The organism is Vagococcus sp., from assembly GCF_036639995.1.
Classification (GTDB): Bacteria; Bacillota; Bacilli; order Lactobacillales; family Vagococcaceae; genus Vagococcus.
Genome location: NZ_JAVWHO010000003.1, coordinates 45137 through 71045, shown reverse-complemented (window position 1 = coordinate 71045; position 25909 = coordinate 45137). Strand labels below are relative to the sequence as shown.

Genomic DNA, 25909 nt, shown 5'->3' with positions numbered 1-25909 from the left:
TCCTTTTAAAAAATATTTAAATACCTAATTACTCCCATTGTAACAACTCCAACAATTACCGTCCACATTAAGCTTTTAGTAATAAACCCCACAATAAATGTAGGAAGGCTAACCACTAAATTCTCTAAATTAATTCCGGTCATTTTTCCACTTTCAACAATTAATAAATTTTGAGTAAATAAAGCAATCAAAATACACATTGGAATAAAAGACATAAATTTTTTTGCTTTATGAGAAAATGTGATTTTTTTATTAAACAAAAATGGTAAAATTCGAGGCAACCAAGTCACAATGCCACATCCCAAAATGGCTAAAATAATACTGCTATCAATCTTCGTCATTTAAAAACACTCCTACTCCACAGCCTATTAACGTGGCGATTAATACACTCATCTCAATTGATATAAGATTTGATAATACATATAAAGAAATTACCACACTAACTATTACAAAGAGTGTTTTACTTCTATTGTTTTTAAGTGGAATTTCTATTTGCAAAATAACTAAACCTATAAACATTGCAACTAAAGCATAGTCTAGTCCAAATATATACGGATTAGGAATAGCATTTCCAAGTAAAGCTCCCGTCAAGGTTGATAGAATCCAAACAATATACGCAGTAACATTCAATCCATTAGCCCAATTAAAAGAAACTTGTTTACCATTCAATACAGCTGTCATTAAAACCCCGTAAGATTCGTCTGTAAGCAAAGAACCTATGCCTATTGATTGTATTAATTTAAATTCTTTAAAATAATCTGAAACAGATAAACTCATTAAAAAATGACGTAAATTAACTAAAAATGTTGTGAAAATAATGGCTGATATTGGACTTCCTGTTACCAACATACTTGTGATAATAAATTGAGAACTACCACCATAAACGATCACAGACATAAAAACGACAATCCATACAGATAAGCCAGAACTTTTACCAACGATTCCTGCGGCTATTCCAATACCAACATACCCTAAAATTGTTGGCACACACGCAATCACCCCGTCTTTAAAAGTTTCAAAACCTTTTGAATATGCTTTTTCCATCTAGTTCCTCCATTAATAAATTTAGATAACAAAAAAGAAGGAATTATCCTTCTTTCTCAAGCTCTCCTGGAGCAATTTCTTTTTTCCACATTAAAGACAAGAAACTGGTAATTAATAAAACAATCGATGAGACATAATATGGAAAGAAGTGATTCATATCAAATAAAAAACCTGAAGCCATTGGTCCTAAAATATTACCAAAACTCGTAAAAGTTGAATTTAGTCCATTAACTGTTCCTTGTTTATCTCCTGCATGTCGAGATAAATATGTCGTTATGGCTGGACGAACAAGATCGAACGCTAAAAAAACAATAAATGTTGAAATAATAACTACCCAATTGTTATTAGTAAATGCAATAACTCCTACAAATATACTACTTGCAAAAAAAGCAATTCGAATCAAACCGACTTCACCAACCATTTTAATAATACCGTCAAAGAACACAATTTGGCAAATTAAAGCTAACGTTCCACTAACAGTAATAATCATAGCAATTTCAGTTGTTGAAAACCCAAAATTTATAACAGCCATGATACTATAAATTGATTCAAATGCTTGCAGCCCAAAAGATGAGATTAAAATAACAACAAATGGAAAAGTAAATACTGGATTTTTCAATATTTCCATAAACGAGCCCTTTGAGCTGACTTGACCATGCATCGTTTTCTTTGTAGGTTCTTTCAGAATAAAAACGGCTAGCAAACATCCAACAAACGCAAGTGCTGATGCTGCAAAGAATGGTATTCTCATTCCAAAGTGAGCAATAAAACCACCTAGTCCTGGGCCAATAATAAACCCACCACTAATAGCAGCAGAAACAAGCCCCATTGCTTTTGGTCTTTCCTCTATCGTTGTCACATCCGCTACATAAGCAGTAACTGATGGCATAATTAACGCTGCAGAAACACCACCTAGCGCACGCGAAAAATAAAGCCAGTTTACTGTATGCCCTAACCCAAAAATTAATTCAGAAATCGAAAAAATTAGCATACCAAGTGCGATTAACTTTTTTCGTCCCAACTTGTCGGATATGTGTCCAGCTATGGGCGATGCTATTAATTGAGCAATTGCAAAAACTGAGACCAACATTCCCATTGTTGATCCAGATAAATGCATATTTTTTTGCAACATTGGCATAACTGGAATAACAAGTCCTACTCCCAAAAAAACAATGAATAAATTCATAATAGCTAAATATAACATACTATTTTTATTTTTCATTTTTTCCCTCCTTCTAAAGTTCAGTCCAGACCATTCTACACTATTCCTTCTTAGAAAATCCATTAATTTCGACTAAAAAAAAAGAAAAAGGGAAAATTCCCCTTCTTCTTTCGTTAAATTAACATATATTTATTTTTAGAAAGCTGTTTCGCCTTCGTAAATTGTTCCTTGGCGAGGATCAACTGTAATAGTTGTTCCGTTTTTAATAGTTGTTGTTGCTTCTTTACAACCAACAATAACAGGAATACCTTCAGCGATTCCTACAACAGCTGCATGAGAAGTTAATCCTCCATCTTCAACAACTAATGCTGAAGCTTTTTCAATGGCTGGCATGTAATCTTTATCAGTTGTTTTAACAACTAAGATAGCTCCATTTTCCATTTTTTCAGCTGCTTCTTTTGCAGAAGTAGCAACGATTGCTTTAGCAGAAACTGGTGTATCACCAATTCCTTGACCATCAGCTAATTTAGAACCAATTAATTGGATCTTCATTAGGTTAGTTGTACCTTTTTCACCAATTGGAGCTCCAGCAGTAATAACTACTAAATCACCATCTTTAGCAAATCCAGCTTCTTTAACAACTTTAGTTGCTAAAACAAACATTTCATCAGTGTTAGTTGGTTTGTTTGCAACTTCTGGGAATACACCCCAATTTAATGATAAACTTCTTGCTGCTCTATCTGTAAATGTTACAGCAACAATATGAGCTTTTGGACGGTATTTAGAAATCATACGAGCTGTATGACCTGAATCAGTTGCAGCGACGATTGCTTGAATACCTAAGTTTTTAGCTGTATGTCCTACTGCTTGACCAATTGATTCAGTCATGTCAGCTTTTTTGTATAGTTTAAGGGCGTACGCATCTCTATCTGTTAATACACCTTCAGTACGAACTGCAATGTTATGCATTGTTTTAACTGCTTCGACAGGGTAATCACCAGCAGCTGTTTCACCTGATAACATAATAGCATCTGTTCCATCATAGATAGCATTTGCCACATCACTTGCTTCTGCACGAGTTGGACGAGGATTATGTTGCATTGAATCTAACATTTGAGTTGCTGTAATAACTGGTTTACCTAAAGCATTACATTTTTTTATCATTTCTTTTTGAACAACTGGCACATCTTCAGTTGGGATCTCAACACCTAAATCTCCACGAGCTACCATTAAACCATCAGAAACTGTTAAGATATCATCTAAATTATCAATTCCTTCTTGATTTTCAATTTTAGAAATAATTTGAATATGAGTTGCGTTGTTGTCTTCTAAAATTTTTGTAATTTCTAAAACATCACTTGGACGACGAACAAAACTTGCAGCAATAAAGTCAACGTCATTTTCAATACCAAAACGGATATCAGCAGCATCTTTATCAGTAATTCCTGGTAAATTAATGCTTACGTTAGGAACGTTAACACCTTTTTTATTTTTAAGAACACCTTCATTTAAAACTTTTGTAACTAATTCATTGTTAGCTTTATCAATCTCGATAACTTCTAAATCAATTAATCCATCATCAAGTAAAATGTGGCTTCCAACTTCAACGTCATTGATTAATTCTGAGTAAGTTACAGAGAATTTTTCTTTTGTTCCTTCAACTTCTTCCATTGCAATACGTACAACGTCTCCAGTAGAAAGCTCAACAATGCCATCTTTCATATTGTTTGTTCTAATTTCTGGTCCTTTTGTATCTAATAAAATAGCAATAGTTTGTCCAGTAATTTTTGCAGCTTCACGAATATTTTTAATTCTAGCACCATGTTCTTCAAAATCACCATGTGAAAAGTTTAAACGAGCTACGTTCATTCCATTATTCATTAATTCAACTAATGTTTCTACCGTTTCACTTGCTGGTCCAATCGTACAAACAATCTTTGTTTTTTTCATTACAAAACGCTCCCTATATTTATATTTATTTTAAATAACTTAAGACACTTTGATTAGAAAGAAATTTGATGATTTAAATCATATAAACTTAAATCTGGACGATGTTTTTTAGTTTCTAATGTTTCAACAATATCAGTTGCTACTAATTCATTGTTTAGAATACCAATACATAAGCCGCCCTTTCCTTCTTTAAGTAAATCAACAGCATAACCACCAAATTTACTTGCTAAAACTCTATCACGAGCTGTTGGTGATCCACCACGAACAATGTGTCCCAATACAGACACTCTCGCATGAAAGTCACCGTGTTCAGATAATCTATCTGCAAACTCATGACCTGGCATAACACCTTCAGCTAAAATAATTAAACAATGTTTCTTACCGCGATCGCGTCCATCACGAATTCTTTTTGCTACTTGTTCCATGTCAAATTTATGTTCAGGAATAATGATATCATCCGCACCACCAGCAACACCAGCCCATAAAGCGATATCTCCTGCGTCACGTCCCATTACTTCAATAATAAATGTACGTACATGTGAAGTTGCTGTATCTCTAATTCTATCAATGGCATCAAGCACTGTATTAATTGCTGTATCAAAACCAATAGTAAAATCTGTTGCAGGAATATCATTGTCAATTGTACCAGGAATTCCAATAGCTGGAAATCCTCGTTTAGTTAATGCCAACGCGCCATGATAAGAGCCATCTCCACCAATAACGACTAAACCTTCAATACCGAATTTCTTCAATTGCTCAATACCTTTTAATTGACCTTCTTCAGTTGCGAACTCAGGATAACGAGCAGAATATAAACGAGTTCCGCCACGTTGAATAATATCCCCAACATCTGGTACATCTAATTTACGAATATCTCCAGCCACTAATCCAGCGTAACCATAGTTAATTCCATAAACTTCCATACCTTCGTAGATTGCTTTACGTGTGACTGCTCTAACTGCAGCATTCATACCTGGTGCATCTCCACCACTTGTTAAAATAGCGATGCGTTTCATAAGCGTATTCCCTCACTTCAACTAATTTGTTTTTTTTGTACTTTAATTATGTACAAAATACTTAAATCCAAAAACATTTTACCATTCTTTAGCAAAAAAGTCTTTCATTATCCGTAAAAATCATTGAAAAATTTATGAAAATTGTTAATTTATTCACTTTGACAAGTTTTTAAGGCTTATATTGAGCTATTTGCCCAATTTTTTTATTGAAAAACAACAGTGTTATTTCCAAGTATTTTGAAAATAGATAATTTTAATTCTTCATTTTCATGCACCCAAAAGCTCTCATCTAAAAGTAACTTTCGTTCGTTTAAAATTAAAATAACAGGTATCTCACCCTCGCTTTTTATTAACAATTGTTTTATTTTATTTAAAATAACTGGTGTGTTATTTTTATCTTCAATATTTATATAACATTTCTTTGATGTTTCAAAAGGGGGCACACTACTTGCCAAAACTAACTTATCACAAAGAAGTTGAGGCATTTTATTATACTTACTTTCCTCTAATTTCCCACTAACAAGATAGACTTCATTTTCGTCGATTGTTAACTTTAGTTGCCTAAAAAGTTGTGGAAATATAGTTATGTCCATCTCTTTCTCACCATCGCTAGCAGTTAGAAAAGCCATAGCTTCGCCTTTTTTGGTTCTTATTCTTTTCACTTCTGTTACGTACACTAAAAATTGAGAAGACTGACCCAGTTCTATTTCTGAGAAGTACGAAATTTTTCTTCCCTTTCTCAAATTATTATAGCCATCAATTGGGTGTCCTGAAATATAAGTACCTAAATAGTCAGCCTCTTGATTTAACTTTTCAGTCAACGCAAAGTCGGAAACTTTTTCTTTTTTTAAACTTAAAGTTTCCAATAGATCCATACTCCCACCACTATATTCAATATTTCGAATCGTACTATCTAAATCCATAATCAACTGTTTTCGATTGCCATGTAATGAATCAAATGCACCTATGTAAATAAGCGGTAAAATATTAGTTTCTTTTAACCATTTGCCACTTATCCGAACCAAACAATTTTCTAGAGACGTAAATGGTCCACTTTCTTTTCTAACTTCGATAATGTGTTGAATAAAATCTTTTCTAACACCTTTTAAACTGGAGAACCCAAAAAGAATTTTTCCTTTATTCAATGTGAAACTAAACTCACTTTTATTGATATCTGGTGGTGAAATTTTGACACCATTTTTTTTTGCTTCATTGATGTATTCGTTAATTTTACCTGTATTATTTTTAACTGAGTGAAGCAAAGATGTGAAAAAACATTCTGGATAGTGTACTTTTAAATAAGCCATTTGGTAAGCTAGTACAGAATAAACAACGGCATGCGACCGATTAAATCCATAGTTTGCAAAGTGTTCAATGTAATCATAAACTTCATTAGCTACTTGTTCTGTGTATCCTTGTTTAAGTGACCCTTCCACAAAATGGGCTCTCTCTATATCAAGAACCTCTTTTTTCTTCTTACTTATTGCTCGCCTTAAGATATCCGACTGTCCTAAACTAAATCCCGCCATTAGTGAAGCTACTTGCATGATTTGTTCCTGATACACGATGATTCCATAAGTATAATCTAGAATTGGTTTTAAATTTTCATGCGGATAGGAAATAGGGACCCTGCCTTTTTTTCTATCCACAAATAAATCAATATTTTGCATTGGCCCTGGGCGATATAACGCATTGACAGATGCGATATCTTCAATTGATGTAGGACCAAGTTTTTTTAAAACTTTTTTTATTCCATCAGACTCAAATTGAAAAATCCCTACTGTCGCTCCATTTCGGAAAAGTTCTAACGTTTTTTCATCATTCAACGGGATTTTTTCCAAATCTATTGTTTCCTTATACAAGTACTTAATTGAATCAATTGTGTTACCAATAATGGAGAGATTTCTAAGTCCTAAAAAATCCATTTTTAAAAGGCCGATTAACTCAACATCACCCATTGCAAATTGTGTTAAAGGTATTTCGCCTGAGCCTATTTGAAGTGGCACAAAATTAGTTAACTCTTGATCACTGATAACGACACCTGCCGCATGAGTAGACACATGTCTTGGCAGACCTTCAATTTTTCTTGCTGTTTCAAATAATAATTTATTTTTTTCCGAATAAGCAACTAATTCTCTAAGCTTACGAGATTTTTCATACGCCTCATCTAAAGTGATTTTTAAAGTATTGGGTATAGCGTTAGACCAGTTATTAGCTTCACTTTGTCTTAATCCAAAAACTCGGCTAACATCTCTTAATGCCATTTTAGCAGCCAACGTACCGAACGTTGCAATCTGCGCTACTTTATGATGACCATATTTCTGATTAACATATTGCAAAAGTTCTTCTCTCTTATTGTCTGGTATATCCATATCAATATCAGGCATTGTATAGCGCTCTTTATTTAAAAAACGTTCAAACAACAAACCATATTCAATTGGGTCCACATTAGTTATTTTCAATGTATAAGAAACCAGAGAACCAGCAGCTGATCCACGACAAGCAGTTACTATATGTTGATCTCTAGCGTATTTCATAACATCCCAAACAATTAGAAAGTAATCATCATATCCCATTTCATGAATAACTGATAATTCAGTATTCAAACGTTGTTGATAAACCTCATTAGTATCCTTGCCTCTATCTTTCAATCCCTCAAGACAAAGTTTTTTTAAATAGTCTCTTGCGTTCTCATCTGCGTTTAAGGGATATGCAGGTAGTAATTTTTGATTCATCTCAATTGAAACATTGCAGTTCTCAATTATTTCCTCATTGTTTTTTAAGGCGATTTCCAACTGGTTACTAGTAAATTTCTGTTTAAACTCTTTCTTTTCTGGTAGATAGAACGGCCCTGAGGTAGATTCAAAATCAGTATTGATTTCCTCACCTAAATCAATATGGCGTAGCACTTCAACGGAAAAATGATCACTTGGTTGTAAATATCTGATGTCTTGAAGAGCAACAACGGGAATACTTTTATTATGACAAACATTTAAATAATTCGCTGATATTTCAGTTATTTCTTTATTGATTGTTACTCCTTGATATAGACAATTAGGATCAAACAAATCAATTAATTCATTCCAAGCACTATCTCGTTGTTCAATTTCTTTACTTTCTAAAAAAGCTAATTCATTTTTTTCCCATGGAACAATCGCAATCAACTGACTGGCTAATTTATTTATAGCATTTAGATAGAAATAATCATTTTTTTCAGACTCCATTTTTAATGTGGAGATTTCAATCAAATTTTGGTAGCCTTGGTTATTTTTCGCTAATAAAATAAGTTGGAACTCCTCATCAGAGAATTTTTTATTATGATAACTTAAGGTCATTCCAATAATAGGTTTGATTTCTTCCTTTTTGCAGGCATTGAAAAATTCAATCACACCATGCATCACATTTAGGTCTGTAATGGCTAAGGCCTCGTAACCTAAACGTTTGCTTTCTGAGACCAAACTAGGAATTTGGTTGGTACTTCTTAATAATGAATACGATGTTAACACTTGTAACTGACCTAAACTCATTTGATCCCTCCGTTATATTATTATGCACATTATAACACAAAAATTTTTATTCGATAAAACATGCATCTCATCTTTACTTTTATGAGCAAGATTGGTAAACTATCTTTGAAAAGAGGTGCGCATGTAGTATGAGTAAGTTAATAGTTCTTCTTTGGTCATTTATTTTAGGACAAGTTGTTGCTTATATCGGTGGAGCTTTGTCACAAGGTACTTATGATTTCACCAAATCAGCAATTGTCTCACTTGTTTGTGGCGTTATCGTTATGTTAATCGCTGAAGCAGCTCTACCAAAAAAAGAAAAAGCAGCAAGTAAATAAAAAAAACAGACAATATGTCTGTTTTTTTTATTTACTTAAATGGATTTTTTAAAGCAAGTTCACCTCTAAAATTAAAAAAAGTTAAAATGATATTCGAAACAATTAATACACTCGTTGCAACAAACACTGATCGATAACCATAACCATTAGCAACAACTGAACCAACTAATGGTCCCATTACTTGTCCCAAGTTTGTAAACATATTATTAAAACTAAAAATCCGACTAACACCAGCAACTGGTGTTAACTTACTTATCAATGTGTTAATAGAAGGCATTAACGCGCCTGTTGAAAATCCCATAAAGAATCGGAGTAAACCTAACTGAAATGGTGTCTGTACTAAAGACATTGGCAAAATACAAATTAATGAAAAAATTAGACCACAAAATAAGACCCGCTGATTTCCAACCTTATCTCCTATTTTCCCTAAGAATGGAGAAGAAATAAACGTAGACACTCCCGCAACGGACACAATAATTCCACTAACAAATAGAATGTTATCTACGTTTCCTCCTATCTCTCTAATATAAAGAGTCAAAATAGGACTTATACTAGTAATTCCTATTTGAAGAATTAACGTTGTTATAAACAATCCAATTAAAACAGAAGGTTTCTTCACTTGTTTGAAAACTTCTTTCGTCGATACCATGTTTTTCTTAGGTACTGGTTTAAAATCTTCTTTCACAAAAAATATAGTTAATAACGTATTAATTAATAGAATTGCTCCTGTTACAATAAAAACATTTTGAATCCCCACAGTTTGAGCTAAAAAACCACCCATGGATGGACCAATTAAGTTTCCAGCAACTGCTCCTGTAGCTAAGGTGCCAAGTGTCCAACCATTCTTTTCTCTTGGCGCTTGAGAGGCAATCATTGCTGTTGCGTTAGGAATATATCCTGCTAAAACACCATTAAAAAAACGCATAACCATTAACCAAAATATATTGGGAACAAACGCCAAAGAACCCATTGTAATAGTCATACCAGCTGCAGCCCGAATCATCATTAATTTACGCCCTCTTCTATCAGCCAAACTTCCCCAAATAGGCGAAAAAATAGCTGCCGAAAACGCCGTAACACTTATTGATAGTCCTGAATAAAACTCAATTTTATTACTTGGTGCTCCTAATTGCTCAATATATATAGGAATAAATGGCATGACTAAACTAAAACTAGCTCCTGTAAAAAAACATCCAACCCACGCAATGTACAAATTCTTTTTCCAGTCTACTTCCATGAAATTATCAATCATCCTTCCATAATGTATTTAAGTATACACTACTTTCAAAAAAAGACACTTCAGATTACTTGATTTACTTAGTCGATTTCATTTCTATAACTACTTTTGAAGCTTCATCCATTTCACTTTTTAATTTTTCTTCAAATCTTGATAAACGATATTCCCAATCATAATCAACCACCCGACTCTTAATCCCATCTAATTCAGATAGCAAATCTGCCTGTCGGTTACTCTTCTTAGATTTATCCTTCATTAAATCACTCCTAAGTTTTTCATATATTCAGTTTACTCTATTTAATACATGTTTTCTATTATTTTAAGATAAAACCTTACCTATTACAGATTATTATTGACCTTTTGTTCATTTAAGCTAAATACAACAAAAAAAGAGGCTAAGATTACTCTTAACCTCCAACTAATTTTATCTATTTAAAGTATTGCTATAACAATAAAATTAATGACAAACAATAGTGTAACAACCCATAATATCGGGGAAATATCTTTTCTTTTCCCAGTTACTAACTTGATAATGACATAAAAAACAAAACCTGCCGCAATTCCGTAAGAAATACTGTAGCATAATCCCATAAAAATTGAAGTAAAAAATGCTGGAATGGCTTCTTCCAAATTTACCCAATCTATTTCCTTAAATGATGCCATCATCATCACACCTACTAAAATTAACGCAGGAGCAGTTGCTTGCGCTGGAACGACACTAACAATCGGCGATAAAAAGCTACTTAGTAGAAATAAAATAGCCACTACAACGGAAGTTAATCCAGTTCGACCACCTGCACCAATACCGGCAGCACTTTCTACAAACGTTGTAACATTCGATGTTCCAAAAATAGCTCCAGCAGATGTTGCTATTGCATCAGAAAATAGTGCTTTATCCATTTTAGATTTAAATCCGCGGCTATCTTCAACCGCTGCTTCATCTTCTTTAGAAAAAATCCCTGTTCTTCTACCAGTCCCAATAAAAGTTCCGATAGTATCAAAAATGTCAGATAAACTAAAAGCTAAAATAGTAAGTAGAACTTGCGGTATTTTAGATGTGTCTGAAAATAGAGATACCATTCCCTTTGGTCCAAATGCTGCACCAAATGTTGTTCCCAACTCATTAATAGAACTCCCTAATGAATTTTCTTGGAAGTTTACTTGAGACAAATCAACAACTCCCATTGGAATAGCAATAACGGACGTTACAATTATACCGATTAAAATAGCTCCTCTTACTTGTTTGACAATTAAAATACTTGTGATAATTAAACCAATAAGTCCTAAAATAATTGCTGGATTGTTAAAGTTAGCTAATGCTGGAACAATCCCCCCGTTTGAAACAACATTTGTCACTTTTCCGTTATCTACACTTGAAGAAATAATACTATTTGCATCAGATGTAAACTGTAAAAACCCAATATTTTTAAGCCCAACATACGCAACAAAGATTCCAATCCCACCACCAATAGCATGCTGTAAACTTTCTGGAATAGATTTAATAATTAACTTTCTAAATTTAGTTACCGTGATAACAATGTTTATCATACCGCATAAAAAAACCATTGCTAAACCTTGTTCCCATGTATACCCTAATCCCATAACAACTGTAAAAGTGAAAAAAGCATTTAATCCCATACCAGGGGCTTGCGCGTAAGGAACATTAGCAAATAACCCCATAACTAACGTACCAATAGCCGAACTAATAATTGTTGCTAAAAATACCGCTTGAAACGGCATACCTGATAAAGATAAAATAGCAGGATTTACAAATAAAATGTAACTCATGGCAAAAAACGTTGTGAAACCTGCCATAATTTCGGTTGAAATTGTCGTGCCATTCTCTTTTAATTTAAAAAACTTATCCATTTCTTAATAATCAATCCTTTTTATTTTATTTTCGTTCGCATTTAGCTATATAACAAATTTGATTATACGTATCAAAAAATTTTTAATCAAGGTTAATATGTATTTTTTTATGTTTTTTTTGGATAATGTTCGGTTTTTAGTTGACAAAGAAAAGTGTCCTAATTAAAATAAGACACATAAGAATAAATAAGGAGGTACGTTGATGATTCTTTTAGATGAACTAAGTCATGAACCACTTTATGAGCAAATTGTTGTTTATATCAAAAAACAAATTAAAGACGGAGTGTTAAAACCTGGTGATCGTTTATTATCTGTTCGTGAGATGGCAACTACTTTAAATATTAACCCTAACACCGTGAATCGAGCGTATAAAACACTAGAAAAAGAAGAATTAATTGTCGTCTTAATAGGAAAAGGTACTTTTGTAAAAAACAGAACTGGGATTGCTCCTTCTAAAAGCACTAAAAGCGAACTTAAACTCAAATTAGACTTAATATTATTAGATATTTACTACCAAAACATCTCTCAAGAAGAAGCAACTAATTGGGTTAATTTATTCTACGATAAAGTTGGTGATAACTAATGAAAGTCATTCATTTTAAAAAAATGATTAATAACAAAGCTGTTTTAAATGACATCAGTTTTTCTTTAAAAAAAGGAGAAATTGTTGGATTAATTGGTAGAAATGGTGCAGGAAAAACAACTTTATTTCGCACAATAACAAATTTTTATAAAAAAGATAGTGGTGATTGTTTAATCGATAATCAATCCATTTATCAATCTCCTGCTTTAAAAGAATCAATTTTTTATTTAGATGAGAAAAATAACTTTTTAGAACATCATACTCCTGCTACTATTAAGCAGTATTACCAAGAATTATATTCGACTTTTGATTCTGAAAAATATACTAGTCTTTTAAAAAAGTATGATCTCGATATTAGTTTTATTATCGGAAAGAATTCTAAAGGTGTGCAAGCTTTATATAAATTAATATTGGCTTTTTCTTGTCAAGCTAGCTATTACATACTTGATGAACCCTTTGACGGATTAGATTTAATTATTAGAAAAAAAGTTATCTCTTTAATTCTAAACGAAGTAACTATCAATCAATGTGGAATACTAATTTCTTCCCATAACTTGTTAGAGCTCGAACATATTATTGACCGCGCCATTGTCCTACAAGATGGAGAAATCAAAAAATCCTTTAATCTACATGAAATCAGAGATAATGTAAAGAAAATTCAAATGGTATTTAAGAAAAAAAATGTTCCATCAATTGTAAAAGATAATTGCCAAATTATTCAAGTTAACGGTAGAGTTATTATTGGTATTTTTGAAAATTTGACGGATGAACTTTATGAGTCTATCTTAGAAAAAGACCCGGTTTTATTTGAAGAAGTCCCTTTAACTTTGGAAGATTTATTCTCTTCGCAATTCACATCAGAATCTGACTATCAATTATTTAACTAATGAAAGGAGATTGTTATGGATCGCTCATTAAACAAATTACTCGTTCACCATTATAAAAAAATCATGATTGCATTAGCTCTTATTATTTCTGGTATTTATCTTGTCCAAACCGTTTCAGATATTACTTCTTGGAAAAGTAATTACAATTATTTTACAAGTGAGAAATCAAAAGAACATTTTGAAAAACAGATTAAAGAATCTTACTCATTTGATGATCAAGAACAGGGAAAGGTATTCTTGTACTTTGATCTAAATAAGGAAGAAACAGTCTATACTGATAGTTTTGAAGAATATAAAAACTACAACTTAACTGTCTTCAATCCAAATGAAGATGCTAATCAACTAGCTTTTAATTCATACCCATTCTATAATGAACATTTTTTACAATTTTTAATTATATTTGTGCTAAGTGGTATTCTACTATTCTTACTTGACTTGAAGTCAAATTTCAATGCTCTCCTATTTACTAGTAAATATAAACGCTCTACCATTTACTGGAATAAGTATTACTTGATTGGTGGAACTTTATCCCTATCTTTATTTATTTCAAAAATTATTTCACTTTTAGCTTATCGTTTCTTTATACCAAACACTTTTTTAAATATTAGTTTAAAGCAACACATCATCTCTTCTTTTTCAGGATGGTTTACATTGGTATCTCTTTTTATTTTATGTAGTTTTCTTGGTTTAATAATAGGTAATTGGCTATTCGGGCTTGCTGCTACTCTAACAATTTTATTTACTTTTCAATCATTTCTTTCAAATATTGACTATATTGTTCAAACTTTCTTTTTAAATGAAAAAGATTTGGCGTCGAAAGTCAGTACAAATATGCTTTCTACAGTTTTACCGTTAAGGCAAGTAACCACTCAACCCTTCAATGCATTACCTTTACTTGTCCTTATTTTTTTATCTGCAATCGTTCTCTTTTTAGGACAATTTATTTTTGAATCTATTACACTTGAAAATAGCGGAAATTTTATTATTATTCCAAAATTAAAACGAATCATTCAGATTGTCATTATAATTTACGGAACCATAACATTCGCATCTGGAACGTTCCTTTTAACTTTCTTTCCAAATGAAAAAATTGAATATACTGGAATGGTTATTAATAGTTTTAAAATTGGCTTAATATTGCTCGCTCTTTATTTGCTCACTGATTTTATTCTTTTTAATAAAAAACCTAAAATTATAGAAAAAATATTATTTTAACAGGGATATCATTTGCTTGTGATTATCTAAAAAGGTACAATAAATATAGTAACGAAGGTAACTGATGCTTGTCTCTTTATTTTAGAAAAACTACTAAGGGATGCTTCGTCATTGGCTAGGAATTTATTTAAGATATAAAAGAGCAACCATCAGAATGGTTGGAATAATTAAAATAATTATTCCAACTTTTTTTATTAGTAACAAATTGTAACTTTATAAAAAAAACGTTGATTTTTTTTACAAAAAATATGTTATAATTGGTTATCGAACTAGATCTATTGAGAGATTCCCCATCCCTTATTCTCTTTTTAATCCCAACTAGTTCGTATTTTCATGATTTCAAACAGCGTATCCTTTGAATTATTCGCTTCATTGCGGTTATAATGAAGATGTCTCTAATCGAAAGGGGTTTTTAGATGACAAACAAAAAAAATATTGTATTAACAATTGTCATAGGTTTACTGTGTTTAACGAGTATATTTGCTATTGGAAAATTAAAAAGTACTAACGATGAACTCAAACGATCTGATGAATTAAATGTTAAATTGAATGAGCAAAACAAAAAATTAATAGAGGCTAATAATAAAGCTGATAAAAAAATTGATGAGCTTTCAAAAAAATACGATACTATCAATAGTGAATTAAAAAAGATTAAAGAAGATAACAATCAAGTTAACTAAGACTGAAATTATTCAGTCTTTTTTATTTTTTTCTAATTTTTTTATTTGATTTTTTCAATAAAAACATATATTATTAATTGACGAGTTGTTTTCAAGAAATTTTCATGATATCAATCATTTTTATTGATTAGATATTCTTTCTTGATTTATTCCTAACAAATGGAACACAACAAGCTATATCAATTAGAAGTATGGGGGAAAAAGTTTATGAAAACAATGGAATTAAATTCTGTTAACACGCTTAACGTGTCAAACACTAAAAAAAATATCGTATCTAAAGTGATTTCATTTCTATCTTTAGATTATGGATTACATTTCATTATTGGAGATACTACAAAATTATCATAGTATTATTTTAGTCAAAAACCGTCCAAACAATGATCCACGAGTTGTTGTTTGAACGGTTTTTTTATTTTACTTTCAGATAAATTTTTATGTTTAAATTATATATATCAAAGACAAAAAAACTACAAACACTAATTTAACAATGTTTGTAGTTTCTTTAATTTTTTTATAAATGGAGACGGCGGGAGTCGAACCCGCGTCCAAACATATTGCCACTCAAACTTCTACACTCATAGTTATACCATTTAAGAGTTCGCTTTGTTTCATGCCGTATAACAGGCCCTAAACATTGCTAGTCTGATATGCTCTTTTAACTTTTACAGACGGAAAAAGTTAATGTATCCCACTTCAGTTAGGACCCTTACTTGAGCACATGGGCGATGCCAAGAGGATCTTTGCTAGCTGTTTTTAGGCAGCTAAAGCAAAATTATTGTTTTCGTTTTTAGCAGTTATATTTAACTGTAACGTTTTTACGTAGACGTAACCTACGAAGTGCAATTCAAGCTCAACTATGCCTGTCGAATCCGTAACGTCCCCTTAATTTCACAAATAGTAGTATATCATAACTATTAGAAATAATCTATAAAAGAAAACAATTGAGTTTCTCAAATTCTTCAATAAGAGAAACCCAATTATTTTTTTCTAACTACTTAAACTCTTTTTCTTCTTTTAAAGATCATAGTTCCAAGAACGATAAGAACAATAGTAATTCCTACCAGAAGGTACATTGTATTTTGACCTTCTCCTGTTTGAGGTAGAATCTTTTTGTTAGTTGTATTCGTATTTGGATTAGGTTTAACAGCCTGCTCACCCACTTTTACAATGGCTGTTACACTTTGATCTTCATAGGTGTATTTAATTTTGTACTCACCAGCTTTATTTGTATCAACAAACTCTTCAGCTTTAAGTTTGCCATCTTCAGTTGTTACACTCATATTATCTTTTACTTCATTCCATGATAGCTTAATACCATTTGTTAACATCACATAATTAAAGTTTTGGGAAGCATCCCATTTAGCACCAATTGCAAGAGTAATATTTTTAACAGATAACTCTTGTACTTTAATAACTTCCATTTCTTTTACTGTTACGTTTGCTTCTTTTTTAACTCCTTGATAGTCGTATGTCACTTTGTAGACACCTGGCTTTTCAACATCTACATTGCCAGTTACTTTAATATCTTTTGCCACTTCATTCCATGTTAATTTAATACCATTGGTTAGCATCACATAATTAAAGTTTTGAGAAGCATCCCATTTGATTCCAAGTTGGTGATTTGTATCTTTTACAGATAGTTCTTGTACCTTAATAACTTCCATTTCTTTCACTGTAACGTTTGCTTCTTTTTTAACTCCCTGATAATCATAAATTACTTTATAAACACCAGGTTTTTCAATGTCTACATTACCACTTACCTTAATATCTTTTGCTACTTCATTCCAACTTAGTTTAACGCCATTTGATAGCATTACATAATTAAAGTTTTGGGAAGCATCCCATTTATTTCCAAGTTGATGATCTGTATTTTTTATAGATAATTCTTGTACTTTAATAACTTCCATTTCTTTTACTGTCACATTTGCCGTTGCCTGTTGTCCTGCATAGGTATAGGTGATTTTATAAATACCAGGAATTGCAGTGTCCACATTTCCATTCACGTTTACCTCATTTGCCACAGCGTTCCATTCAAGTTTTTTGCCATCAGACAATTCTACATAATTAAAAGAACTACTAGGTTGCCATTTTTCTCCAACTGGTATATTAGTGTCTTTAACTGATATTGATTTAACACTCACTGTTGGAGAAGTATCTTCTTGACGTTGATCTGTGTTTACTTCACCAGGGTCACTCGTTGCAAAAGAGGAAACTGGAAGTAAAAACGCTAATAACACCACTGCTGCTAAAATATTTTTTGTTCGTTTCATTTTACTCACCCTTTCATGTTTTTGTTAAATAACTGTATTTCTTTTGCTAAACCTATTATACAATATTTTGTAACATATTTGTAACATAAATGTATTTATTTTAATATTTGTATCAAAAAAAGAAGGTTTTATGTTTGTTAAGATGCATGAATAACTATCATAACATTGATTTTTAGCTGTTTTAGATTTTTTTAAGAATTGTTTAAGAAAAAAAGAGCCAGACAAAATAAATGTCTGAACTCTTTGAAAAATTATTTTTCTTTAATCCAATCTAACACAGCAGATAATGCGTCTTCCATGCCTTCTGGTTTTTTACCACCAGCTTGAGCCATATTCGGACGACCACCACCGCCACCACCTACAAGAGGAGCAATTGTTTTAATTAAATCACCCGCTTTAAAACCTTTTTCATTCATCTCTTTTGTCATAGCTGCAAGTAAATTAACTTTATCTCCTTGAGAGGTTCCTAAGACAAGAATATCTGAGTAATTATTTTGTTTCCATTGATCAGCAAGTTGGCGTAATTGATTCATATCTTTTACATTTACTTTCTCAGCAATGACTTTAACTCCAGAAATATCTTGAATATTTTTGAAAATTTGATCCCCTTCTGCATTAGCTAATTTAGAAGACAGGGCCTCGTTCTCTTTTTGTAACTCTCTTAATTGTTCTTGTAAACTAGTCACTTTGGAAACAACTTCTTTTAATTGAGGTGCCTTAACTAAGTGAGCAACTTCTTTTAGTGCCATTTCTTCTTCGTGTAGAACTTCAAAAGCTTCTTTACTAGTTACAGCTTCAATACGACGAACACCTGCTCCAATGCCTGATTCTGACGTTATTTTGAAAATACCGATATCTGAAGTATTTTTGACATGTACGCCACCACAAAGTTCAATTGAGTAACCGCCAATATTAACAACACGGACTTCTTTTCCATATTTTTCGCCAAAGAGAGCCATCGCGCCCATTTCTTTAGCTGTACTGATATCAGTCTCTACAGTTTCTACTGGTAAACTTGCCCAGATTTTTTCATTTACAATTTGTTCCATCTGGCTTAATTCTTCAGGTGTTACTTGTTCAAAATGAGTAAAGTCAAAGCGTAAATACCCTGGAGAAACAAGCGATCCGGCTTGATTGGCATGTTCACCTAAAACATCTTTTAATGCGCGGTGCAACAAATGTGTCACTGTATGATTTTTAATAATTTTAGCACGCATTTCTTGATCAACAACTAATTGATAACTTTGACCAGTTTTTACTTCTCCTATCAATTCAACAAAGTGAAGGGCTTGTCCATTTGGCGCTTTTTTAACTTCAACAACTTTAGCAACAGTGTTACCTTCTAATGTTTTTATGATACCTTTATCTGCAATCTGACCACCCATTTCAGCGTAGAAAGGTGTTACATCAAAGATTAATTGTGCATCGTCTTTAGCAGCGCTATCTTGTTTTTCATCATGTTGAATAATGATTTCTAAAGTAGCCTCAGCTATTGTTTTGTCATAACCAATAAATTCAGAATTTACTTTGATATCTGTTAAAACAGCTGACTGAACATTCATTGAGTTTTCTGTTGAACGAGCGGCTCTAGCACGATCTCTTTGAGCTGTCATTTCTATTTCAAAACCATCATGATCTACTTTTAACCCTTCTTCTTCAGCCATCTCTTCTGTTAATTCAACAGGGAAGCCATAAGTGTCATATAATTTGAAGATGTCTTTTCCAAGAAGAGTGTCTTTTCCTTCTTCTTTTAACTCTCCAATCAAATCAGTAATAATTTGCAAACCATCATTAATTGTTTCGTGGAATCTTTCTTCTTCTGTTTTAATAATTTTTTGAATAAAGTCTTGTTTTTCTAAAATCTCTGGATAGTAACTTTCCATAATAGTTCCCACAACTGGAACTAACTTGTAAAGAAAAGCTTCATCAATTCCTAATTTTTTACCATGCATCACAGCGCGGCGTAAGAGACGGCGTAAGACATAGCCTCGTCCTTCGTTTGAAGGTAGTGCTCCGTCTCCAATTGCAAATGAAACAGCACGAACATGATCTGCGATTACTTTAAATGATGTTTTAATTGCAGTAGAATCTTCATATTTTTTATCTTTTGACATTTCTTCTGTTGCATGAATAATTGGTAAGAAAAGATCTGTCTCAAAGTTAGTAGGAGCATCTTGGAAAATAGATACCATTCTCTCTAACCCCATACCTGTATCAATATTTTTTTGTGGTAATGGTTCGTATTCATGATTTTCAGTATGATTAAATTCGGAAAATACTAAGTTCCAAATTTCTAAGTAACGTTCGTTTTCCCCACCAGGATAGTTTTCAGGGTCGTCCTCAGCTACATCATTAAATGCTTGACCACGATCATAAAAAATTTCAGAGTCAGGACCACATGGACCGGCACCGATATCCCAGAAGTTATCTTTAATATCAATAATTGATTCGTTTGGTAAACCAATTTCTTCATGCCAAATTCTTCTAGCTTCTGTATCTTCTGGATAGACTGTCACATAAAGTTTTGATTTGTCTAAAGCATACCAATCTTCACTTGTTAACAACTCCCACGCCCAGTGAATAGCTTCTTTTTTAAAGTAATCTCCAATTGAAAAATTACCTAACATTTCAAACATGGTATGATGTCGAGCTGTTTTACCTACATTTTCAATATCATTTGTACGAATACTTTTTTGAGCATTTGTTATTCTCGGGTTTTCAGGCACAACGGTACCATCAAAATATTTTTTTAACGTAGCTACTCCTGAGTTAATCCATAGAAGCGTTGGATCTTCAATTGGTACAAGAGATGCACTTGGTTCAATACTATGACCTTTTGATTTAAAAAAATCTAAAAATAATTGTCTTACTTCAACACTTGATAATTGTTTCATATTCATTCCTCCTAAAAATATAAAAAAGCACCTTGCAGTCAAGGACGATTTTTCGCGGTACCACCTTGATTGCAACGATGCTTTAACATTCATTACCTCTTTAGCACTCTTTAACGCAAAGTGAGACGTGATAATTTCTTATCAGTTTATAAAGGGAGCAACAACATCTACTGTACTCTTTCTTTTCACCAACCAGAAAGCTCTCTAAACTATCAGTAACTTGTATCCTTTACTAGCACTCAAATTATAATGAATTTAAACAGTTCTGTCAACAACTCCACTTTATATTAATTTAGATAATCAGATAAAAAACTCTTTACTAATTTTTTATAACGTTTAGAATCCGTTTTAAAACTGGTTGCGTGATTTGCTCCTTTAAAAATTTCTACCTGTTTAGACCCCTTTGTAGCATCTCTTAAAGTATAGACAAATTCCGTTGGCACAAAATCATCTTGATCACCATGAATCAACAGTAATGGTAACTTATTTTTTTTAAGTTGTTCTACTGTGCTAGCTTCATAGAATGAATAACCTACAAGAACTTTTGTATACAGCGAAGTGAGAGGAATTAAAGGAAATGATGGCAAATTAAACATGTCATTTAACTGATACGATAATTCATCTGCAACTGAGGTATAGCCACAATCTGCGATAATGGCTTTAACTTGGTGTGGTAGAGTTTCTCCACTGGTCATCATTACTGTTGATGCCCCCATACTAACGCCAAACAAAACAATGTCAATGTCCTCACCATTTAGTTGAATCATCTTTTCTATCCACTGCTGGTAATCCATTCGGTCTTGCCAACCAAAGCCTACATACTTTCCTTCACTCTCACCATGTCCACGATTATCAGGAACTAATACGTCATATCCCATTTCATAAAACATATTTGCATAATCTGGCATAGCGTAACCTTCACTCATGTATCCATGAGCAACAATAGCGACTTTTTTGCTTTGTTTTTCTTGGGAAATCAATCTAGCTGATAGGGATAAGTCATCATTTGATTTAATTTTTATTTTTTCTAAGTGATTGTCACTAAATTTCCATTTTTGCTCTAATTTCACTGTATTTTCTTGCTTGATGAACTCTTTTTCACCAGAAACAACAGCAAAGTCAAATAAATAATGAACACCGTAGCCTAAACCTATTAATAAACACACAAATAATACTGAAAATATAATAATTATTCTTTTTTTCATAAAATTCTCCTCAAAATAATGGTATTATATGATTATAACAAGAGATAGGAGGAACAAAAACCATGATTACTGTTATTTTTAATAACAAACAATGGATTAAAGCAGCCTCATATTATTTAAGAACTCTAGTTTTTGTTCAAGAACAAAAAATTTCTCCTAAAGCAGAGTTTGATGCCTATGATTCAGATCAAACGAATTATTTAGTTATTTTTTATAATCAGACACCTATTGCAACCGGCCGTTATCAACAAGATGACCTCACAACTGTTAGGCCTGAGAGAATTTGTGTTAGACGAGAATGGCGAAAAAAAGGACTAGGTAGACGAGTTTTACTAGAGTTAGAGCAACAAGGCAGAAAAAATAAATGTACCCTCTCAAGAATTCATGGTGAAAAACAAGCTATTCCTTTTTATAAAAAAATGGGATACGACGTTGTCTCTGATGAATTTATTGAAGATGGAATTATTTGTGTCAAACTTGAAAAAAAATTATATTAATAAAGAGGAAGTTGACTGACACGGTCCACTTCCTCTTTTAAATTTAATAATCTTGTTTTCTAGATTTTCTTTTGGCTCTATCTGTTTGACGACGTTCTACTTTACGTTCTTTTCTTTCTTTATCGCTAATCGCGCGTTCAATTTTTTTCTTATAGCCAGGTTTTACATTTTTTTTCTTCTTCTTAACTAAACCGATCATTTCAGTATCTAATTGTTTTTGAGTTTTATCACGTTTTGTACGTCGATTTCTGTCATAAGAATTAACAATTTCCCCGCCACGAATTGCTTTTGGATGAAACTCGATACCTAATTTTTCAAGCTCAGCCAGTTGTGATTCGTCTTGTGGTTGATACAAAGTAATCGCTGTGCCATCTAGCCCATTTCTACCTGTACGTCCTACACGGTGAATGAAGAATTCTAAATCATTTGGAATTTCCGCATTAATGACATGTGATACACCTTCAATATCAATACCACGAGCTGCTAAGTCTGTTGCAACAACGTATTGATAATCAAGATTTTGAACACCTTTCATAACACGTTTTCTCTCACGTGGTGGAATATCCCCATGAATAGTCGCTACTTTTAGCCCTTTTTCTTTTAAATAGGCTGAAATTTCATTCACACGTTGTTTCGTATTAGCAAACACCATAACTAAATAAGGATGACCAACTGTTAACAACTGATAGATAATCGCATCGACATTCTGACCCTTAGTTGAAATAACCCAGTTATCAATTGTGTCTGAAATAATTGATGTTGGTTTAATATGTTCGACAACAGGATTGTCCATATATTTTTTCAAGAATGGTTTTAATTTCACCGGTATAGTTGCAGAAAATACTAACATTTGAACATTTTTAGGTAATGTTGCAGCAATTTTATCGACTTCTTCTAAAAATCCCATATCTAAAGTCATATCTGCTTCATCGACAACAAAACAATTTGCTGTAAATGTTTTTAACGACTGACTATTAACTAAATCAAGAATTCTGCCTGGTGTACCAATAACAATGTGAGGTTGTGTCGTTGCTAGTTTTTCCATCTGACGTTTTTTGTCTGTCCCACCAACATATTGAGAGACTCTAATTTCATTTGGAGAGTGTTTTGCAAGTTGAATCGCTGCTTGATAAATTTGTTCAGCTAATTCTCTACTTGGTGTTGTAATGATTCCTTGTACTTCATTTTTTTCTGTATCAACAGCATTCATCATTGGTAATAAGAATGTGTGTGTTTTTCCAGAGCCTGTCTGCGATTGTCCTACCACATTTTTCCCTTGTATGACAACAGGTATTAATCTCTCTTGTACTTCTGTGGGCTTAAGAAAATGTTTCTCTTCTAAAGCATCCATGATAAATGGTTGAAAATTAAATTGGTTAAATAAATTCATTCTCTCACCTTCCTTCTCTTTTTTTATCCTTTGGCATTATAGCACACTTTAAAAGAATAGTTTTAAAATCACAATAATAAATATAAAATAACTCAAAATTGAATACGTTAAACTGCTTGTTGCAAATTCCTCATCCGCACCGTATCCTCTAGCTAAAATGGGCATGGCATTTTGAACTGGCATAGCAGATTGTAAGATGAAAACTTTTAACATAAGGGGTGGTACTGGTATTAAAAAGGAAAGTAAATACACGATTAGAGGAGAAATTAAATACCTACCTATCAAAACTCCTGCTACATCTTTATTCATTTTCAAGTTTTTAATACCTGTTTGATAAATGATGATACCAATGACAAATAAAGATAATGCTGTGGTCATTCCCCCAACATACGTTGAAAAATCAAACAACGGCTTTGGTACTGGAACGCCTGTTAATAACCATAATATACCGACTACAAATCCCATCAATGCTGGTGAAAGTAGTTGCTTCATTAATTTTTTAAAACTAAATCTTGCTTGATTCATTTTAATCTCTGGATTGTCACCTGCAATTAATATAATTCCTATTGTAAAGAAAAATGTGGTGTTACACATATAATAAAGCAAGGCGTAAGGAATTGCTTTTTCACCAAATACTGCCATGTTTACTGGTAACCCCATAAAAATAGTGTTTGCCGCAGTAAACATTGTCATAAACGCACCCCGTCTTGTCACCGGAACTTTCGTAACTTTCGTATAAATAAAACTAATTAGAAATGTCACTAAAATTGAAACAAACGGCAATGCAATACCTTTAAACAACTCTAAAAATTCTGCTTTTGTAAATTTTTGCGTCATATTTAGAAACATATTTAAAGGTAGCGTGATATTTAATACCAATTTTGAAAAAACATCGGCAACATGATTATCAAACCATTTTCGCCAAGTTAACAAATAACTTAGAAAAATAATAGCAAAAACTACTAAAATATTTAAATAAGATGCCCACATAACTAATTAGCCACTCCTCTTTTTACTTGTTAACATAATAACGAGGCAATCTTTCCGTTAAACCACATGTTATCTCGTAGTTAATTGTTTGAATATATTCTGCACCTGTTTGAATTGAATTAAATTGCCCTTGACTGTCACCAAAGATAATAACTTTTGTCCCTACAGGTAGTTTACTACTTAATTTAATCATGCACTGATCCATACAAACACGCCCAACAACTGGAACCTTTTGACCTTCTACTAACACTTCAAAACCTTGAAAATCACGTCTAAATCCATCTGCATACCCGATTGGAAGAGTAGCAATCCATTCTTTAGATTTTGTTTCGTAAGTAGCTCCGTAACCTATTTTTTCACCCTTTGCTAATTGTTTAATATGGATGATTTCTGTTTCAAGAGTCAAGGCTTGTTTTAAAGAATAAGGTGTTTTTAATTCTTTTCCTGACGGATTCATTCCATACATTGCATCACCAAATCGAACCAAATTACTTTCCCAAGCGTCATGCCAAAGTGCTGTCGCCGAGTTAGCTGTGTGAATATATTTAACCGTTTCACCAAACACTTTCAGTGCGCTTGAAAATCTTTCTTTTTGTAAATTGAGATAACTATCATCTTGGCTATCCGCTTTTGAAAAATGAGTAAATATTCCTTCAAAATCAATGTACGGATTTGTCTGTAAAATAGTTTTGGCTTCTCGCATTTCCTCTAAATCAATAATGCCTACTCTTCCCATACCAGAATCAATTTTTAAATGGATAGTTATTTTTTTATCTAATCTATCATTCAATTGCTTAATCCATTCTAAACTAGTAGCCGTGAGTGTAATGTTATTAGCAACAGCTACTTCTAAAAATTCTAGTGAGACATAACTTAGGACAAGGATTGGTTGCGTGATACCAGCTTCCCTCAATTCAACGGCTTCATCTAAGTTAGAGACACACAATCCTTTTGCTCCTACTTCAAGAGCTGCCTTAGCGACTTCAAGTGCTCCATGACCATAGCCATCTGCTTTAACAACAGCAAATAAATCTGTCTCTTTTGGTAGTCTCTTTATTTCTTCTTTGACGTTATATCTAATTGCCTCTAAATCAACGACAATTTTACTTGGTCTGTATTTACTTGATTTCATTTTCCCACATCCTATTTAAACTAAATCTTATTCTATCATAAAAA

The 25909-nt window shown here is 32.4% G+C and carries 22 protein-coding genes and 1 other RNA gene; 7 read left to right on the top strand and 16 right to left on the bottom strand.

The genetic code is table 11. The annotated features are described in order from the left end of the window. Positions 1-5 precede the first annotated feature (5 nt). From RR554_RS02250 to dnaE, 6 genes are all read right to left on the bottom strand, one after another. Entirely contained in the window at positions 6-341 is a 336-nt protein-coding gene (locus RR554_RS02250) for an AzlD domain-containing protein (protein ID WP_332462312.1), read from the bottom strand. Next, entirely contained in the window at positions 328-1044 is a 717-nt protein-coding gene (locus tag RR554_RS02245) for an AzlC family ABC transporter permease (RefSeq protein WP_332462311.1), read from the bottom strand. Before RR554_RS02245 ends, RR554_RS02250 begins: the two co-directional genes overlap by 14 nt. A 43-nt stretch (positions 1045-1087) precedes the next feature. Further along, the gene (locus tag RR554_RS02240; protein ID WP_332462310.1) at positions 1088-2329 is read right to left on the bottom strand and encodes an MFS transporter; all 1242 of its coding nucleotides are present in this window, start codon (positions 2327-2329) and stop codon (positions 1088-1090) included. 72 nt (positions 2330-2401) lie between these two features. Next, on the bottom strand, positions 2402-4156 hold the full coding sequence (pyk, locus tag RR554_RS02235; RefSeq protein WP_332462309.1) for a pyruvate kinase: 1755 nt from the start codon (positions 4154-4156) through the stop codon (positions 2402-2404). 53 nt (positions 4157-4209) lie between these two features. Beyond that, positions 4210-5172 (bottom strand): 6-phosphofructokinase, encoded by a 963-nt coding sequence (gene pfkA / locus RR554_RS02230; RefSeq protein WP_332462308.1) that lies wholly within the window; start codon positions 5170-5172, stop codon positions 4210-4212. A 203-nt stretch (positions 5173-5375) separates the two neighbouring features. Then, a complete protein-coding gene (gene dnaE, locus RR554_RS02225; protein ID WP_332467343.1) occupies positions 5376-8699 on the bottom strand; it encodes a DNA polymerase III subunit alpha in 3324 nt (1107 codons plus the stop codon). Positions 8700-8827: 128 nt separating this feature from the next. Between dnaE and RR554_RS02220 the strand changes: the two genes are divergently transcribed. Beyond that, positions 8828-9016 carry a YjzD family protein gene (locus tag RR554_RS02220; RefSeq protein ID WP_332462306.1) on the top strand — a complete coding sequence of 63 codons (189 nt, stop codon included), beginning with the start codon at positions 8828-8830 and terminating at the stop codon, positions 9014-9016. 31 nt (positions 9017-9047) lie between these two features. Here RR554_RS02220 and RR554_RS02215 read toward each other — a convergent pair whose 3' ends face one another. From RR554_RS02215 to RR554_RS02205, 3 genes are all read right to left on the bottom strand, one after another. Continuing rightward, positions 9048-10253, bottom strand: coding sequence for a multidrug efflux MFS transporter (locus RR554_RS02215; protein ID WP_332462305.1), 1206 nt, complete (start codon positions 10251-10253; stop codon positions 9048-9050). Between the two features lie 76 nt (positions 10254-10329). Then, entirely contained in the window at positions 10330-10509 is a 180-nt protein-coding gene (locus tag RR554_RS02210) for a hypothetical protein (protein ID WP_332462304.1), read from the bottom strand. 176 nt (positions 10510-10685) lie between these two features. Further along, entirely contained in the window at positions 10686-12122 is a 1437-nt protein-coding gene (locus RR554_RS02205; protein WP_332467342.1) for an NCS2 family permease, read from the bottom strand. Between the two features lie 202 nt (positions 12123-12324). Between RR554_RS02205 and RR554_RS02200 the strand changes: the two genes are divergently transcribed. The 5 genes from RR554_RS02200 (at position 12325) to RR554_RS02180 (ending at position 15835) form a co-directional block, all read left to right on the top strand. After that, on the top strand, positions 12325-12705 hold the full coding sequence (locus RR554_RS02200) for a GntR family transcriptional regulator (protein WP_332462302.1): 381 nt from the start codon (positions 12325-12327) through the stop codon (positions 12703-12705). Further along, positions 12705-13592 (top strand): ABC transporter ATP-binding protein, encoded by an 888-nt coding sequence (locus tag RR554_RS02195; RefSeq protein WP_332467341.1) that lies wholly within the window; start codon positions 12705-12707, stop codon positions 13590-13592. The genes RR554_RS02200 and RR554_RS02195 overlap by 1 nt, the downstream gene beginning before the upstream one ends. Positions 13593-13607: 15 nt before the next feature. After that, positions 13608-14807, top strand: a complete 1200-nt coding sequence (locus tag RR554_RS02190; RefSeq protein WP_332467340.1) for a hypothetical protein — start codon at positions 13608-13610, stop codon at positions 14805-14807. Positions 14808-15223: 416 nt separating this feature from the next. Then, positions 15224-15487 carry a hypothetical protein gene (locus tag RR554_RS02185; RefSeq protein ID WP_332467339.1) on the top strand — a complete coding sequence of 88 codons (264 nt, stop codon included), beginning with the start codon at positions 15224-15226 and terminating at the stop codon, positions 15485-15487. Positions 15488-15694: 207 nt separating this feature from the next. Next, positions 15695-15835, top strand: coding sequence for a hypothetical protein (locus RR554_RS02180; RefSeq protein ID WP_332462298.1), 141 nt, complete (start codon positions 15695-15697; stop codon positions 15833-15835). A gap of 167 nt (positions 15836-16002) precedes the next feature. On the opposite strand, the gene ssrA is transcribed toward RR554_RS02180, so the two are convergent. From ssrA to RR554_RS02160, 4 genes are all read right to left on the bottom strand, one after another. Then, positions 16003-16369: a transfer-messenger RNA gene (gene ssrA / locus RR554_RS02175) on the bottom strand. Positions 16370-16482: 113 nt separating this feature from the next. Further along, the gene (locus tag RR554_RS02170; RefSeq protein ID WP_332462297.1) at positions 16483-17757 is read right to left on the bottom strand and encodes a bacterial Ig-like domain-containing protein; all 1275 of its coding nucleotides are present in this window, start codon (positions 17755-17757) and stop codon (positions 16483-16485) included. 251 nt (positions 17758-18008) lie between these two features. Continuing rightward, on the bottom strand, positions 18009-20651 hold the full coding sequence (alaS, locus tag RR554_RS02165; protein ID WP_332467338.1) for an alanine--tRNA ligase: 2643 nt from the start codon (positions 20649-20651) through the stop codon (positions 18009-18011). Positions 20652-20938: 287 nt separating this feature from the next. Continuing rightward, positions 20939-21856: an alpha/beta hydrolase gene (locus tag RR554_RS02160; protein WP_332462295.1), complete on the bottom strand. Its 918-nt coding sequence runs from the start codon at positions 21854-21856 to the stop codon at positions 20939-20941. A 62-nt stretch (positions 21857-21918) separates the two neighbouring features. Between RR554_RS02160 and RR554_RS02155 the strand changes: the two genes are divergently transcribed. Then, on the top strand, positions 21919-22353 hold the full coding sequence (locus tag RR554_RS02155) for a GNAT family N-acetyltransferase (protein WP_332462294.1): 435 nt from the start codon (positions 21919-21921) through the stop codon (positions 22351-22353). 43 nt (positions 22354-22396) lie between these two features. On the opposite strand, the gene RR554_RS02150 is transcribed toward RR554_RS02155, so the two are convergent. From RR554_RS02150 to alr, 3 genes are read right to left on the bottom strand one after another with little or no spacing between them, the layout of a single operon-like run. Continuing rightward, on the bottom strand, positions 22397-23743 hold the full coding sequence (locus RR554_RS02150; RefSeq protein WP_332462293.1) for a DEAD/DEAH box helicase: 1347 nt from the start codon (positions 23741-23743) through the stop codon (positions 22397-22399). Between the two features lie 48 nt (positions 23744-23791). Continuing rightward, on the bottom strand, positions 23792-24733 hold the full coding sequence (locus RR554_RS02145) for an AEC family transporter (RefSeq protein WP_332462292.1): 942 nt from the start codon (positions 24731-24733) through the stop codon (positions 23792-23794). Positions 24734-24755: 22 nt separating this feature from the next. Continuing rightward, a complete protein-coding gene (gene alr / locus RR554_RS02140; RefSeq protein ID WP_332467337.1) occupies positions 24756-25865 on the bottom strand; it encodes an alanine racemase in 1110 nt (369 codons plus the stop codon). Positions 25866-25909 lie beyond the last annotated feature (44 nt).

Coding starts and splice junctions, on each gene's coding strand:
- RR554_RS02250 (WP_332462312.1), bottom strand. CDS start 341: ATGACGAAGATTGATAGCAGTATTATTTTAGCCATTTTGGGATGTGGC.
- RR554_RS02245 (WP_332462311.1), bottom strand. CDS start 1,044: ATGGAAAAAGCATATTCAAAAGGTTTTGAAACTTTTAAAGACGGGGTG.
- RR554_RS02240 (WP_332462310.1), bottom strand. CDS start 2,329: ATGGATTTTCTAAGAAGGAATAGTGTAGAATGGTCTGGACTGAACTTT.
- pyk (WP_332462309.1), bottom strand. CDS start 4,156: ATGAAAAAAACAAAGATTGTTTGTACGATTGGACCAGCAAGTGAAACG.
- pfkA (WP_332462308.1), bottom strand. CDS start 5,172: ATGAAACGCATCGCTATTTTAACAAGTGGTGGAGATGCACCAGGTATG.
- dnaE (WP_332467343.1), bottom strand. CDS start 8,699: ATGAGTTTAGGTCAGTTACAAGTGTTAACATCGTATTCATTATTAAGA.
- RR554_RS02220 (WP_332462306.1), top strand. CDS start 8,828: ATGAGTAAGTTAATAGTTCTTCTTTGGTCATTTATTTTAGGACAAGTT.
- RR554_RS02215 (WP_332462305.1), bottom strand. CDS start 10,253: ATGGAAGTAGACTGGAAAAAGAATTTGTACATTGCGTGGGTTGGATGT.
- RR554_RS02210 (WP_332462304.1), bottom strand. CDS start 10,509: ATGAAGGATAAATCTAAGAAGAGTAACCGACAGGCAGATTTGCTATCT.
- RR554_RS02205 (WP_332467342.1), bottom strand. CDS start 12,122: ATGGATAAGTTTTTTAAATTAAAAGAGAATGGCACGACAATTTCAACC.
- RR554_RS02200 (WP_332462302.1), top strand. CDS start 12,325: ATGATTCTTTTAGATGAACTAAGTCATGAACCACTTTATGAGCAAATT.
- RR554_RS02195 (WP_332467341.1), top strand. CDS start 12,705: ATGAAAGTCATTCATTTTAAAAAAATGATTAATAACAAAGCTGTTTTA.
- RR554_RS02190 (WP_332467340.1), top strand. CDS start 13,608: ATGGATCGCTCATTAAACAAATTACTCGTTCACCATTATAAAAAAATC.
- RR554_RS02185 (WP_332467339.1), top strand. CDS start 15,224: ATGACAAACAAAAAAAATATTGTATTAACAATTGTCATAGGTTTACTG.
- RR554_RS02180 (WP_332462298.1), top strand. CDS start 15,695: ATGAAAACAATGGAATTAAATTCTGTTAACACGCTTAACGTGTCAAAC.
- RR554_RS02170 (WP_332462297.1), bottom strand. CDS start 17,757: ATGAAACGAACAAAAAATATTTTAGCAGCAGTGGTGTTATTAGCGTTT.
- alaS (WP_332467338.1), bottom strand. CDS start 20,651: ATGAAACAATTATCAAGTGTTGAAGTAAGACAATTATTTTTAGATTTT.
- RR554_RS02160 (WP_332462295.1), bottom strand. CDS start 21,856: ATGAAAAAAAGAATAATTATTATATTTTCAGTATTATTTGTGTGTTTA.
- RR554_RS02155 (WP_332462294.1), top strand. CDS start 21,919: ATGATTACTGTTATTTTTAATAACAAACAATGGATTAAAGCAGCCTCA.
- RR554_RS02150 (WP_332462293.1), bottom strand. CDS start 23,743: ATGAATTTATTTAACCAATTTAATTTTCAACCATTTATCATGGATGCT.
- RR554_RS02145 (WP_332462292.1), bottom strand. CDS start 24,733: ATGTGGGCATCTTATTTAAATATTTTAGTAGTTTTTGCTATTATTTTT.
- alr (WP_332467337.1), bottom strand. CDS start 25,865: ATGAAATCAAGTAAATACAGACCAAGTAAAATTGTCGTTGATTTAGAG.